10 protein-coding genes are annotated in these 12,462 nt (G+C 59.8%); 8 read left to right on the top strand and 2 right to left on the bottom strand.

Going from position 1 to position 12,462, the window contains the following annotated elements; all coding sequences use genetic code 11:
• Positions 1 to 76: 76 nt before the first annotated feature.
• The 5 genes from DWA01_RS01580 to DWA01_RS01560 all read left to right on the top strand — a co-directional run bounded on the left by DWA01_RS01580 (position 77) and on the right by DWA01_RS01560 (position 6,518).
• Positions 77 to 646: a c-type cytochrome gene (locus DWA01_RS01580; RefSeq protein WP_235008393.1), complete on the top strand. Its 570-nt coding sequence runs from the start codon at positions 77 to 79 to the stop codon at positions 644 to 646.
• A 202-nt stretch (positions 647 to 848) separates the two neighbouring features.
• Positions 849 to 2,702, top strand: coding sequence for an extracellular solute-binding protein (locus tag DWA01_RS01575; RefSeq protein ID WP_235008392.1), 1,854 nt, complete (start codon positions 849 to 851; stop codon positions 2,700 to 2,702).
• Between the two features lie 5 nt (positions 2,703 to 2,707).
• A complete protein-coding gene (locus DWA01_RS01570; RefSeq protein ID WP_114283852.1) occupies positions 2,708 to 3,787 on the top strand; it encodes a microcin C ABC transporter permease YejB in 1,080 nt (359 codons plus the stop codon).
• Positions 3,787 to 4,893 (top strand): ABC transporter permease, encoded by a 1,107-nt coding sequence (locus tag DWA01_RS01565; protein WP_114283851.1) that lies wholly within the window; start codon positions 3,787 to 3,789, stop codon positions 4,891 to 4,893. Before DWA01_RS01570 ends, DWA01_RS01565 begins: the two co-directional genes overlap by 1 nt.
• Entirely contained in the window at positions 4,890 to 6,518 is a 1,629-nt protein-coding gene (locus tag DWA01_RS01560; RefSeq protein WP_114283849.1) for an ABC transporter ATP-binding protein, read from the top strand. The genes DWA01_RS01565 and DWA01_RS01560 overlap by 4 nt, the downstream gene beginning before the upstream one ends.
• Before the next feature lie 895 nt (positions 6,519 to 7,413).
• Here the strand turns inward: DWA01_RS01560 and DWA01_RS01550 are convergent.
• Both DWA01_RS01550 and DWA01_RS01545 read right to left on the bottom strand, forming a co-directional pair.
• On the bottom strand, positions 7,414 to 8,880 hold the full coding sequence (locus tag DWA01_RS01550; protein WP_114283908.1) for a D-alanyl-D-alanine carboxypeptidase family protein: 1,467 nt from the start codon (positions 8,878 to 8,880) through the stop codon (positions 7,414 to 7,416).
• A gap of 240 nt (positions 8,881 to 9,120) precedes the next feature.
• The gene (locus DWA01_RS01545) at positions 9,121 to 9,828 is read right to left on the bottom strand and encodes an HAD family hydrolase (RefSeq protein WP_114283847.1); all 708 of its coding nucleotides are present in this window, start codon (positions 9,826 to 9,828) and stop codon (positions 9,121 to 9,123) included.
• Positions 9,829 to 9,954: 126 nt separating this feature from the next.
• Between DWA01_RS01545 and clpS the strand changes: the two genes are divergently transcribed.
• From clpS to DWA01_RS01530, 3 genes are read left to right on the top strand one after another with little or no spacing between them, the layout of a single operon-like run.
• Entirely contained in the window at positions 9,955 to 10,275 is a 321-nt protein-coding gene (gene clpS, locus DWA01_RS01540) for an ATP-dependent Clp protease adapter ClpS (RefSeq protein ID WP_200832484.1), read from the top strand.
• Between the two features lie 19 nt (positions 10,276 to 10,294).
• A complete protein-coding gene (locus DWA01_RS01535) occupies positions 10,295 to 11,266 on the top strand; it encodes a class I SAM-dependent methyltransferase (RefSeq protein ID WP_114283844.1) in 972 nt (323 codons plus the stop codon).
• 46 nt (positions 11,267 to 11,312) lie between these two features.
• Positions 11,313 to 12,125 (top strand): SDR family NAD(P)-dependent oxidoreductase, encoded by an 813-nt coding sequence (locus DWA01_RS01530; RefSeq protein WP_114283843.1) that lies wholly within the window; start codon positions 11,313 to 11,315, stop codon positions 12,123 to 12,125.
• The last annotated feature ends 337 nt before the right edge of the window (positions 12,126 to 12,462 follow it).

Here is a 12,462-nt window from a genome sequence, read left to right as displayed (position 1 = left end):
CCGTTTTATAAATTTCGCGCCAAAGTCGGCTGCTTGCGGGTGTTATACCTTGATAAGCGGCGGGGGAAACGGGTAGATGTCGCCAAAATTCTACACGGTACAGGAACGCGACATGTTCGACACAATGACTCTTACAAAGATTCTCGGCGCCTTCTGTGGCGCCCTGCTGCTTTTCCTATTCGCCAACTGGGCCGGGACCACCCTGTACACGGTTGGCGCCGGTGAACACTCCTATCACAATGAAGAAGTGGCCCAGGGCTATGTCATTGAAGTGGAAGAAACCGAAGCCAGCGAAGCTGAAGTTGAAGAGCAAATCGACTTTGCAGCCCTGGTGGCCGAAGCTGATGCGCTGAAAGGCTCCAAAGTTTTCGCAAAATGTAAGGCCTGTCATTCGCTGGAAGCGGGCAAGAACACCACCGGTCCGACCCTGTTTGGCGTTGTTGGCCGCGACATCGGTTCGGTTGCCGGCTACAGCTACTCCGCCGCGGTGGAAGAGCTTGAAGGTCTCTGGGGTGAAGAAGAGCTGAACGGGTTCCTCGAAAAACCAAAATCCTATTTGCCGGGCACCAAAATGGGTTTTGGCGGTCTGAAGAAAGTCAGTGACCGCGCCAACCTGGTGGCCTATCTGGCGACCATCGGCGGCTGATCGCGTCATTTCCGATTTGAAATTAAAGGCCACCTGTTTCCCGCAGGTGGTCTTTTTTATTGCGCGGTCGCCCTGCGCACGAACTGTTTACCGCTGAATTGTGACAATGGCGCTTGATTGTACCCAGGCGGGCGCACTAGCTTTGAGCAAAGCCATCCGGGCCATGCCCGGCCAGAAAAGAGCCGCAGCAGGAGAGCCGAAGATGTTTAAAAACAGCAGCAAAACCGCAATTTGTGTGATCGCATTTGGGCTTGGCGGTCTCAGCGCCGGCGCTGTGGCGGCGGAAGAGATCATCAAGAGCTACGGGATTTCAACCTTTGGCGAGATGAAATACGCCGCCGATATGAAGTATCTGGACTATGTGAACCCCTATGCGCCCAAGGGCGGCGAAATTTCCACCTGGTCCGGCGGCACGTTTGACAGTTTTAACCCCTATTCCACCAAGGGGCGTGCCGGGGTGTTTTCTTCGGCGTTTTTTGAAAGCATTCTGACCAACGCGGCGGATGAGATCGGCAGCGCCTATTGTTTCCTTTGCACCACGCTGGAATATCCGGAAAACAAAGACTGGGTGATTTTCAACCTGCGTGAGGATGTGACGTTTTCTGATGGCTCTCCGCTGACGGCGGAGGACGTGGTATTCACCTATGATCTGTTCATTGAACAGGGGTTGCCGAGCTATCGCGCGGTGCTGAGCCAGGACGTGCTGAACGCCGAGGTGCTGGACACCTACCGGGTTAAGTTCACTTTCTCACCCGATGCGCCGCGCCGGGGGCTGATTGAAAGCCCGGGCGGTTTGCCGGTGATGTCGAAAGCGTGGTTTGAGCGCACCGGGGCGCGGCTGGATGAAAGCCGTCTGGAGCCGGCGGTGGGCTCGGGGCCCTATGTGCTCGACAGTTATGACATCAACCAGTCGATCACCTACCGGCGCAATCCGGACTACTGGGGCGAAGAGCATCCCTTTTCTATCGGGCGCAATAATTTCGACACCATCCGCTTTGAGTACTTCGGCGATTCAATTGCCGCTTTTGAGGCATTCAAAGCCGGGGCCTACAGTTTCCGCAATGAAAATTCCTCCAAGACCTGGGCCACGGGTTATGAATTCCCCGCCATAAAAGACGGCAGTTTTGCCAAGGTCGCTTTGCCAGATGGCACCATGGCGCCAGGGCAGAGTTTTGTCTTTAACCTGCAGCGCGAAAAATTTCAGGACCCGAAGGTGCGCGAAGCGCTGGCGCTGATGTTCAACTATGAATGGTCCAATGAGACGCTGTTTTACGGGCTGTATGACCGGATCAATTCTTTCTGGGAAAATGGTCCCGGCGAGGCCGTCGGCGTGGCCGAGGGCGCGGAGTTGGCGTTGTTGGAAAGCATTGAGGACCTGTTGCCCGAAGGGGTGATTGGCAGTGAGCCGGTGATGGCGCCCGCATCGGGTGCGCGCCAGCTCGACCGCAAGAACCTGCGCCGGGCCTCTGCGCTGCTGGATGAGGCCGGCTGGCTGGTTGGCGATGACGGGATGCGCCGCAAGAATGGCAAGCTGCTGTCGGTGGAGTTCCTTGAGGACAGCCCCACCTTTGACCGGGTGATCAACCCCTATGTGGACAATCTGCAGGCGCTGGGGGTGAACGCGATACTGAACCGGGTCGATCCCGCCCAGGCCACCAAACGGACCCGGGAAAAAGATTTTGATATGGTGGTGGACCAGTTCCCGATGGGTTTTGAACCGGGCTCGGGGCTGAAACAGTATTTTGGCAGCAAGGGTGCGGAGCAGTCAGTGTTCAACTCGGCCTCACTCAAGAGCCCTGCGGTGGATGCGCTGATTGAGGTGGTACAGAATGCCGAAACCAAAGAAGCGCTGAACGTGGCGATCCGGGCACTGGACCGGGTGTTGCGGGCGGAACGCTTCTGGGTGCCGCAGTGGTACAAGAACGTGCACACCGTGTCTTATCTCGACATCTATGCCTACCCGGACCCGCTGCCGCCCTATGCGCTTGGCACCTTTGATTTCTGGTGGGTGGATCCGGTCAAAGAGGCCGCTTTGCGTGCCGCTGGTAAACTGTAACTACCATGGGAGCTTATATTCTTCGCCGATTGTTGCTGGTCATCCCGACATTGCTGGGGGTGATGATTATCAACTTTGCCCTGGTGCAGTTTGTGCCTGGCGGCCCGATTGAGCAGATCATCGCCCAGCTTGAGGGCGAGGGCGATGTGTTTGAAGGCGTCACCGGTGGTGGCTCGGAAACATTCGAGAGCAATACCGAGAGCAGCTATATCGGCGCGCGCGGCTTGCCGGAGGAGTTTCTGAAAGAGCTGGAGCGCGAGTTCGGCTTTGACAAACCTCCGGTGGAGCGGTTCCTCAACATGATGTGGAACTATATCCGCTTTGATTTTGGTGACAGTTATTTCCGCTCGATCTCGGTGCGCGATCTGGTGATTGAAAAAATGCCGGTGTCGATCACGCTGGGTCTGTGGTCGACGCTGATCGCCTATCTGGTGTCGATCCCGCTGGGCATCCGCAAAGCGGTGAAGGACGGCAGCCGTTTTGACAGTATCACCAGCAGCGTGATTATCGTCGCCTATGCCATTCCCGGTTTCCTGTTCGCGATCCTGCTGATCGTGGTGCTGGCCGGGGGATCTTACTGGCAGATCTTCCCGCTGCGCGGCCTGACCTCGACCAACTGGGACAGCCTGCCGCTGTGGGGCAAAATTACCGATTATCTCTGGCATATCGCTTTGCCGGTGCTGGCCTCGCTGCCGGCGGCTTTTGCGACGCTGACGCTGCTGACCAAGAACTCGTTTTTGGACGAGATCCGCAAACACTATGTGGTGACGGCGCGGGCCAAGGGGCTGAGCGAGAATAAGGTGCTTTATGGCCATGTGTTCCGCAACGCGATGCTGATCGTGATTGCTGGTTTTCCGGGGCTGTTCCTCGGGGTGTTGTTTGGCTCCTCCTTGCTGATTGAGCTGATTTTCTCGTTGGACGGTCTGGGGCGGCTTGGCTTTGAAGCGGCGGTGGCGCGGGATTATCCTGTGGTGTTTGGCACCCTGTTTTTCTTTGGTCTGATCGGGCTGCTGGTCGGCATTCTGTCGGACCTGATGTATGTGTTTGTCGATCCGAGGATCGATTTTGAAGGGAGGGGCAGTTGATGCGCCTGTCACCTCTGAACCAGCGCCGCTGGCGCAATTTCTGTCGCAACCGCCGCGCGGTGTGGTCGGCGATGATCTTTGGCGCGCTGTTTTTCCTCAGCCTGTTTGCCGAATTCATCGCCAATGACAAACCGATCCTGGTGAATTACCGCGGCGAATACCGGATGCCGATTTTTAACTTCTATCCGGAAACCGCGTTTGGCGGCGATTTCAGGACCGAGGCGGTGTACCGCGACGCGGAGGTGAAATGCCTGATCGTGTCCGGCGGGCTGGACAGTTGTTTTGACGATCCGGAAGGCGTCATCGAGGATGCCGCAGACGGGGTGGTCGCCGGCGAAGCTATCGAAAAGGGCTGGGCGATCTGGCCGCTGATCCCCTATTCTTTTGACACCATTTCGGACGTGCGCGGCGTGGCACCATCGCCCCCCGGCAAGCAGCATTATCTCGGCACTGATGATACCAAACGTGACGTGGTGGCGCGGATCATCTACGGTTTCCGTCTGTCGATCCTGTTCACTATCGTGGTGACGCTCTGTACCAGCCTGGTCGGCATCTCCGCCGGTGCGGTACAGGGCTATTTTGGCGGCTGGATTGATCTGATGTTTCAGCGCTTTCTGGAGATCTGGGGCGCGGTGCCCTCGCTCTATGTCATCATCATTCTGTTTGCCATTCTGGGGCGGTCGCTGACGCTCTTGACCTTTATCATCATCCTGTTTGGCTGGCCGGCGCTGGTCGGCGTGGTGCGGGCGGAGTTCCTGCGGGCGCGCAATTTTGAATATGTGCGTGCGGCCCAGGCCCTGGGCGTAAGTGACCGGGTGATCATGTTCCGCCATATGTTGCCCAATGCGATGGTGGCGACGCTGACCATGCTGCCTTTTATCGTTACCGGCACCATCGGCACGCTCGCCTCACTTGATTTTCTCGGCTACGGGCTGCCTTCGTCGTATCCGTCGCTGGGCGAGCTGACGTTGCAGGCGAAACAGAACCTGCAGGCGCCCTGGCTTGGGTTTGCCGCTTTCACCACCTACGCGGTGATGCTGTCGCTGCTGGTGTTTATCTTTGAAGGTGTGCGGGATGCCTTTGACCCGAGAAAGACGTTTCAATGAACATCGCTCTGTCTGAAAACACCGTCCTGCAGGTCAGCGATCTGAATGTGTCTTTCCGCCAGGAGGGTGTAGAAGCGCCAGCAGTGCGCAACGTGTCCTTTCATATTGAGCGCGGCGAGACCGTGGCTTTGGTCGGGGAAAGCGGCTCTGGAAAATCGGTGACGGCGCTCTCGACCGTCGGGCTGTTGCCTGACAGCGCCCGTGTCACCGGATCGACCCGCTGGATGGGCCAGGAAATGATCGGCGCCAGCGAGCGCGATTTACGTCAGGTGCGCGGCAATGACATCAGTTTCATTTTCCAGGAGCCGATGACCTCGCTGAACCCGCTGCATACTATCGAAAAGCAGCTGGGCGAGAGCATTACCCTGCATCAGGGGCTGCGCAATGCGGCTTTGAAGGCGCGCATTCTGGAACTGCTGAATAAAGTCGGCATCATTGATCCGGAAAGCCGGCTGGGCGCCTATCCGCATGAGCTGTCAGGTGGGCAGCGTCAGCGGGTGATGATCGCCATGGCGCTGGCCAACGGGCCGGAACTATTGATCGCGGATGAGCCCACGACGGCGCTGGATGTGACCATTCAGGCGCAGATTCTGGAACTGCTGGCGGAGCTGAAGCGGGACGCGGGCATGTCGATGCTGTTCATCACCCATGATCTTGGCATTGTGCGCAAATTTGCCGACCGGGTCTGTGTGATGAAGGATGGCGAAATCGTCGAAAGTGGTGTCACCGCCGATGTGTTTGACGCGCCGCAGCATGCCTATACCAAAATGTTGCTGGCGGCGGAAACCGTCGGGCGGCCGGTGCCGGTGGATCCCGGCGCTGAGGTGGTATCGAGCGCGCGCGACCTGCGCATCTGGTTCCCGATCTATAAAGGGCTTCTGAAGCGCACGGTCGGCCATGTGAAAGCGGTGAATGCCGCCAGCTTTGAGGTGCGCGCCGGCGAGACGCTCGGCATTGTCGGCGAAAGTGGTTCGGGCAAGACCACGCTGGCGCTGGCGATGATGCGGCTGATTGCCAGCGAGGGCGAAGTGATGTTCCTTGGCAATGATCTTCAGGGTCGGAGCCCGCGGGCGTTGCGCCCGTTGCGGCGCGACATGCAGATCGTGTTTCAGGACCCGTTTGGCTCACTGTCGCCACGCATGAGTGTCGCTGAAATCATCGCCGAAGGGCTGTCGGTGCATCAGGTTGAGGGCAGCGGCAGCAACGCAGAACGGGTGGCTATGATCATGCAGGAGGTGGGGTTGGACCCGGCCACTGCCGGGCGTTATCCGCATGAATTTTCCGGCGGGCAGCGCCAGCGCATTGCCATTGCGCGGGCGATGATCCTGAAGCCAAAACTGCTGGTGCTGGATGAGCCGACCTCGGCGCTGGACAAGACGGTGCAGGTGCAGATTGTGGCGCTGCTGCGCGATCTGCAGGAGCGCCACAACCTGGCCTATCTGTTCATCAGCCACGATCTGCAGGTGGTGCGGGCGCTGAGCCACAAGGTGATTGTGATGCGGCGCGGCGATGTGGTGGAGGCCGGCGATGCGGATGCGGTGTTTGAGGCGCCGGAAAGCGATTATACAAGGGCATTGATGGCGGCAGCCTTTGAGCTGAAAGTGCGCGAGGGCGCCGGGGTCTGAGGGCTTCTGCGCCGGAGCCGGGCTGGGGGCGGCGGTGGCCGCGCTGCGGAACTGAAGCGAACTGCGGCTGATGTGTTCCGACAGTCCGGAGTTATAGTGTTCCGACACTGTTTGTCCCGGCAATACAGGTCTGCCGCAGAATGCCTCTGGCAGGCATCCGGGCGGTGGTTGTGCGCTTGTTGTGCCACAGAGACAGCGTTTCCGCCTGAGACCTAGTGTAGCAGAACTACGTGCACCGTGGCGCCCTGCGCTTGACATCCGCAGTCGGTTGTAGCGGGTTTGCGGGCCGCCCCTGCGCGCGAACTCCAACACCGCAAACGGGCGGTGCCACTGCGGGGGAGGCCAGAATATGTGCCACGCTTTTTGACCTGACAGGGCGAGGGCGGCTTGTATCCCGGATGCGAATCAGATTGTTGCCCTGCGCCCTGCGCCCTGCGCCCTGCGCCCTGCGCCCTGCGCCCTGCGCCCTGCGCCCTGCGCCCTGCGCCCTGCGCCCTGCGCCCTGCGCCCTGCGCCCTGATGAGCGGCAGCTGTATTGTTCTTTCAGGCGGTGCGGATGCGGCGCGAAACGGCTCCCGGTGCCGCTGATCGCCTCCAGGCAGTACCGCAGCCTGCTGCCTGGCGTCGTGACGGTCGTAAAGATTGTGCGCATTGCCCGGGCGTGCTGCCGTGCTGGAAAAAGTCGCGGGCGATGCCCGGTATCTGCCTCCCTGCATCCAGGCCTCTCAACAGGCGGTGCCGCCCTGCGCTTGCGCAGGGCGCGGCCCAACAAAAGGATCGCATCTGTGATGCGGCGCTTTTGGCGGGAGCATTTGCGGAGCGGTGCAAGCCTGAAATCAGTGCGCAATGCCGGCAAAGAAGGCGGCACTGGTGACGGCAGGCTGTGGCCGCCGGCTCAGGAGGGCGGGCCGATCGGGGTGCAGTCCTGGCCTCGGGCGCCCAGGCGGCGGCAGGCCAGTTCGGCGGTTTCGCGCGACAGGCCCATGAAATTGGCGTCAAAACCGCTGCGCCGCTGCACCACTTTGCGCAGGGCGCTGTTCAGCGTGCCCAATTCGCGCAATGCGGTTTTTAACAGCACCCGCTCGGCTTTATAGCGCGAGCCATACTGACCGATATTGATGCCCCAGTAGCGTCCGCCGGAGGTCGAGACCCGGGTCACCACCTCGGCGCCGTCTTCATTCAGCGCGAGGCTGGCAACATCGGGCGCCAGCGAAGCAAGCAACAGCTCTTCGGGTTTCATCTGTGGGGTAATTCTCCGGCTGGGTGTGTTCAGCGCGGCAAGCACATCCGTACCGGAACCGGTGTCTGTGGCGGGCGCGGCAGCGGCGGAGACCTGGGCCACTGCCATCAGGATATTCTGTTCCATTGCCAGCAGCGTGGCGTCGTCAACTGGCGCGGAGACGGCGGCCATGATGGTGCCGGGGCGCAGGTTGGGGCGCGGGCTTTTGGTCATATTGGTTGAGGTGCGCACCACCCGGCCTGCGGGCACATTGACCGCACCGGCGCTGGCCACACGCACCACATCAGAGCTGGAGGACGGGGTGCTGCCTTTGCCGAGATACGGCGGCCTGGAAGGGCGCAGCACCGCGACCTGGGTCGGTGCCCGTTTAAAGCCCATATCGAGCAGCTCAGCGACGCGCGCATTGCGCGTTGCGGTGGAACGGCCGCCAAAGACGGTGGCGATGATACGTTCATTGCCGCGTTTGGCGGAGGCCACAATGTTAAAACCTGAGGCGCGGGTATAGCCGGTTTTGATGCCGTCAGCGCCGCGGTAACTGTTGAGCAGCCGGCGGTTGGTGTGGCTGACCTTGCGCACGCCGGCGTCCACGGTGAGGCGGGAGAACAGCCCGTAATAATCCGGATAATCAAAAAACAGCTGCCGGCCCAGTTTCGTCATGTCGCGCGCAGTGGAGAGGTGGCCACGTTCAGTCAGCCCATGGGCGTTTTTGAATGTGGTGTTGGTCATGCCGATGGCTTTGGCGGTGCGGTTCATGCGCCGGGCAAAGGCGGCTTCAGAGCCTGAGACAGCAATCCCCAGCGCGGTGGCGGCGTCATTGGCGGATTTCACCGCGGCGGCGCGGATCAGGTAACGCAGTTTGATTTTCTGCCCCCGGCGCAGCCCCAGTTTGGAGGGCGGTTCATTGGCGGCTTTGGCGGTGATGGTGATCATCTGATCGAGCGACAGCTCGCCGTTGCTGACCGCTTCAAACACCACATAGAGTGTCATCATTTTGGTAAGCGAGGCCGGGTTCAGCCGTGCGTCTGCGTTGCGCGCATGCAGCACCTTGCCCGAGCGCGCATCTATCACAAACGCAGCATAGGCCGGGTTGCTGGCGGCTTGCGCCGGCAGGGTCATCAGCATCGAAATAACGATCAAAAGCCCGATACGGGCGCACTTTACCAGGCGCGTATTCACGTCGCTCACCTTTTTTCTGCCTCATGGCCGGATCTTGACGCCCGTGCCTTGAAGCAAGCGTAACACAGCACCGGATCTTAGAAAATAGTGAATTTTCAATGGTTTTGGCATAAGTGTGGCAGGGAAATCCTAAATATAGTGGGTGAGATTTCAGGCGCGTGGATATGTAGTATTGTTAACAAATCGTTAATCACGATTGATGTGGGTGATGAGATCGGAAAGCCCGCTCAGATCGGGCAGGCTGTGGTAGCGCGGTTGATTTTGCGGCGGTTCGGCATGTTCCAGCTCCCAGCTCAGCTCAGAGGCTACATAGACGCCATAAGCCCCGGCCTGCAGCGGCGGCAGCACGTCGGAGGCCATGGAATTGCCCACCATCAGAGCGGCATCCGTGCCGCCGGGCAGGGCGGTGAATATGCGCTGATAGATTTCGGGCGTCTTATGGGAGACGATTTCGACCTGATCAAAATAATCACCGAGCCCGGATTGTGCCAGTTTGCGTTCCTGGTCCAGCAGGTCGCCTTTGGTGATCAGCACCAGCCGGTAGTCGCCCGCCAGGCTGGCCACGGTTTCGGCAGCGCCGGGCAGCAGGTGGATCGGGTGTTGCAGCATGTCCTGACCGGCGTCGATCAACTCGCGGATCACTGTGGCCGGCACTTTCCCATCGGTGACTTCAATTGCCACTTCGATCATCGAGAGCACAAAGCCTTTCACGCCGAATCCGTAGTGGCCCAGATTGCGCTTTTCTGCCGCCAGCAGACGTTCCTCCAGCAGCGCTGGGGCGCAGTCATTGGCCAGCAGCGCAGCGAATCGGTCCTGGGTCAGACGGAAGAATGTCTCGGTCTGCCAGAGCGTATCGTCCGCATCAAAGCCAATTGTCGCCAGTTTTGCCGCCATTTAACCCTCTCCTTCTATATTCAATGTAACAGGCCCCCTTTTCCCGGAGCGAGAAGGGTTTATATAGTCGCCTCAACCTGGCCAACAAGCTTTTCGGAGACAGCAGTGATTAAGCACCCGCTCATGATGTCGGACAACGACTCCCGACCCGAGGACGAAGCGGATGTCCTGCTGCAAACCAAGCCCAAAACCAAGCGACCACCGATGTATAAGGTGATGTTGCTGAATGACGATTATACGCCGATGGAATTTGTCATCACCATTCTGGAGCGCTTTTTTCAGATTGGTCACAGCCAGGCCACCGAGATCATGCTGACCGTGCATAAAAAGGGTCTGGCAGTGGTCGGGGTGTTCCATCACGAAATTGCGGAAACGAAAGTCACCCAGGTGATGACTTTCGCCCGCAAACACCAGCATCCGCTGCAATGCGTGATGGAAAAAGAATAGGCCTTTAGGGGGCGATATCATGTCACAACGTCTGGAAATCGCGCTTGAAGCGCAGTCTGTAACCCTGCCTGAGGGCCGGATCGCTGTTTTTGCCCCACGGGGTGATGTCGATCTGTCAGCGCTGGGGCGCGAGCGGGTGCAGGTCATTCAGGGCTTTAAGCCCGATCACGACGCTTTTGCCCGCGCGGGCTATGACTGCACCGTGCAAGCAAGCGGCGAATTTGCCGCCGCGATGGTGTTTCTGCCGCGCTCCAAGACCCAGGCGCGGGGGCTGATCGCTGAGGCTGCCGCGATGGGCGGTCTGGTAATTGTGGATGGTCAGAAGACCGACGGCATTGATTCGATGCTGAAAGCAGTGCGCAAGCGCACGGAGACCGGCGCGGTGGTTTCCAAGGCACACGGCAAGCTGTTCAGTTTTGAGGGCGGCGATTTTTCCGACTGGGTGGCGCAGGACGGGCTTGTGGGTGATTTTGTCACCCGGCCCGGGGTGTTCTCGGCCGATAAAGTTGACCGGGGCTCAGAAGCGCTGATCGCGGCGCTGCCGAAAAAACTGCCCAAACGGGTGGTTGATCTGGGCGCTGGCTGGGGCTTTCTGTCCCGCGCCATTCTGCAGCACGACAGTGTCGAACATCTGGATCTGGTCGAGGCCGATCACGCAGCACTTGAATGTGCGCGGCTGAATGTGACCGATCCGCGCGCCGCGTTTCACTGGGCCGATGCCAACCGGTTCCGCCCCGAAGCCATGGCCGGCGCCGTGATCACCAACCCGCCGTTTCACACCGGGCGCGCCGGTGATCCCGACCTGGGGCGCGCCTTTATCAAAGCCGCCGCCGGGTTGCTGACACCCACGGGCGAGATCTATCTGGTGGCGAACCGGCATTTGCCTTATGAGGCAACGCTTGCCGAGTTGTTCCGCAATGTGGAAGAGCTGCCAGGCAACAGCGGCTTCAAAATCCTGCACGGTTCAAAACTGCTTCGCGGACGTCGCTGATACCGCTAACCTGCCCCGGGGCAGCACCGATTCGGAGATCTGAACTATGGGTTTTTCCATCGCAGGTAAGACAGCGATTGTGACCGGGGCCGCCAATGGCGTCGGGCTGGCGATTGCCCGCCATTTTGCCGACCGCGGCGCCAATGTGATGTTTGCCGATATGGACGAGGCGCGGTTGATGCGCGAAGTCGGCGACGAGGCCAAAAGCGAGGATGGCAATATCCGCATTTTCGCCGGTGACCTGCGGGAGAAGCTGACCATTGCCAATCTGCTCTCCGCCACCATTGATGCGTTTGACGGGGTGGATATTCTGGTCAATGCCAGCCGGCAGATCATGTCCTCCAAACCGCTGAATCCGGAAGAGGATCAGGTGGAGCAGTTGTTGCAGCAGAACCTGATGACCGGGCTGCGGGTCAGCCAAGCGGTGGCAAAACGGATGATTTCCCAGGCCGAAAAAAACGGCAAGGAAGACGGGATGGTGGGCTCGATCATCAACCTGTCCTCAATTGCCGCCCGACGCACGCATGCGGATCTGCTGGCCTATTCGGTCTCTACTGCGGCGGTGGATCAGATGACCCGTTCGCTGGCGGTGGCGCTGGCCCCGGAGCGGATCCGGGTCAATGCGGTGGCTTTTGGCTCGGTGATGTCGGCGTCGCTCCAGGGCACGCTGGCGGGAAATATGGAGTGTCGCGGTGAGATTATTCAGTGTACTCCGTTGGGTCGCATTGCCAGCGCGGGTGAGGTGGCCGAGGCGGCGCAGTTCCTTGCTTCAGATGGTTCGGGGTTCATGACCGGGCAGATCCTGACCATTGATGGCGGCCGCAGCCTGATTGATGCGGTGAGCGCGCCGGCACATTGATCCGGTCTGAGCTGCCAAAAGACTGGCGCAAAACATCGCCTGGGGTGAGCATCGCCTGACGCGAAACCTGCCGGGCATGGCGCCTCGCTGATGTGAGCCTCGCCGGGGCGGGAGATCTGCCTGAAACGGGGGCTGGCTGACGTGACGCAGGCCTGACATGTACCCGGCCAGCCAAAACCCGTTCTGGTGCGAAACCAGTCTGGCCCGGGCTCCGTCTGCTGTGCGCCCCACTTGATGCTTCCCACATGATGTACCTCGCGCGATGCAAAACCGGCCGGACATGGCGCCACCGGGACAAGAACGGGCAGGCGCGAAAGCGGGCTGGCCCGCGTTCCTC

Source organism: Candidatus Halocynthiibacter alkanivorans, assembly GCF_003333265.1.
GTDB classification, from domain to species: Bacteria; Pseudomonadota; Alphaproteobacteria; order Rhodobacterales; family Rhodobacteraceae; genus Halocyntiibacter_A; species Halocyntiibacter_A alkanivorans.
Note: the sequence above shows the minus strand (reverse complement) of the source record. Positions and strands in the feature narration are given on the sequence as shown.

Excerpts from the sequence above, each read along its gene's own strand:
- DWA01_RS01580 (WP_235008393.1), top strand. The coding sequence starts at position 77 with ATGTCGCCAAAATTCTACACGGTACAGGAACGCGACATGTTCGACACA.
- DWA01_RS01575 (WP_235008392.1), top strand. The coding sequence starts at position 849 with ATGTTTAAAAACAGCAGCAAAACCGCAATTTGTGTGATCGCATTTGGG.
- DWA01_RS01570 (WP_114283852.1), top strand. The coding sequence starts at position 2,708 with ATGGGAGCTTATATTCTTCGCCGATTGTTGCTGGTCATCCCGACATTG.
- DWA01_RS01565 (WP_114283851.1), top strand. The coding sequence starts at position 3,787 with ATGCGCCTGTCACCTCTGAACCAGCGCCGCTGGCGCAATTTCTGTCGC.
- DWA01_RS01560 (WP_114283849.1), top strand. The coding sequence starts at position 4,890 with ATGAACATCGCTCTGTCTGAAAACACCGTCCTGCAGGTCAGCGATCTG.
- DWA01_RS01550 (WP_114283908.1), bottom strand. The coding sequence starts at position 8,880 with ATGCTGATGACCCTGCCGGCGCAAGCCGCCAGCAACCCGGCCTATGCT.
- DWA01_RS01545 (WP_114283847.1), bottom strand. The coding sequence starts at position 9,828 with ATGGCGGCAAAACTGGCGACAATTGGCTTTGATGCGGACGATACGCTC.
- clpS (WP_200832484.1), top strand. The coding sequence starts at position 9,955 with ATGTCGGACAACGACTCCCGACCCGAGGACGAAGCGGATGTCCTGCTG.
- DWA01_RS01535 (WP_114283844.1), top strand. The coding sequence starts at position 10,295 with ATGTCACAACGTCTGGAAATCGCGCTTGAAGCGCAGTCTGTAACCCTG.
- DWA01_RS01530 (WP_114283843.1), top strand. The coding sequence starts at position 11,313 with ATGGGTTTTTCCATCGCAGGTAAGACAGCGATTGTGACCGGGGCCGCC.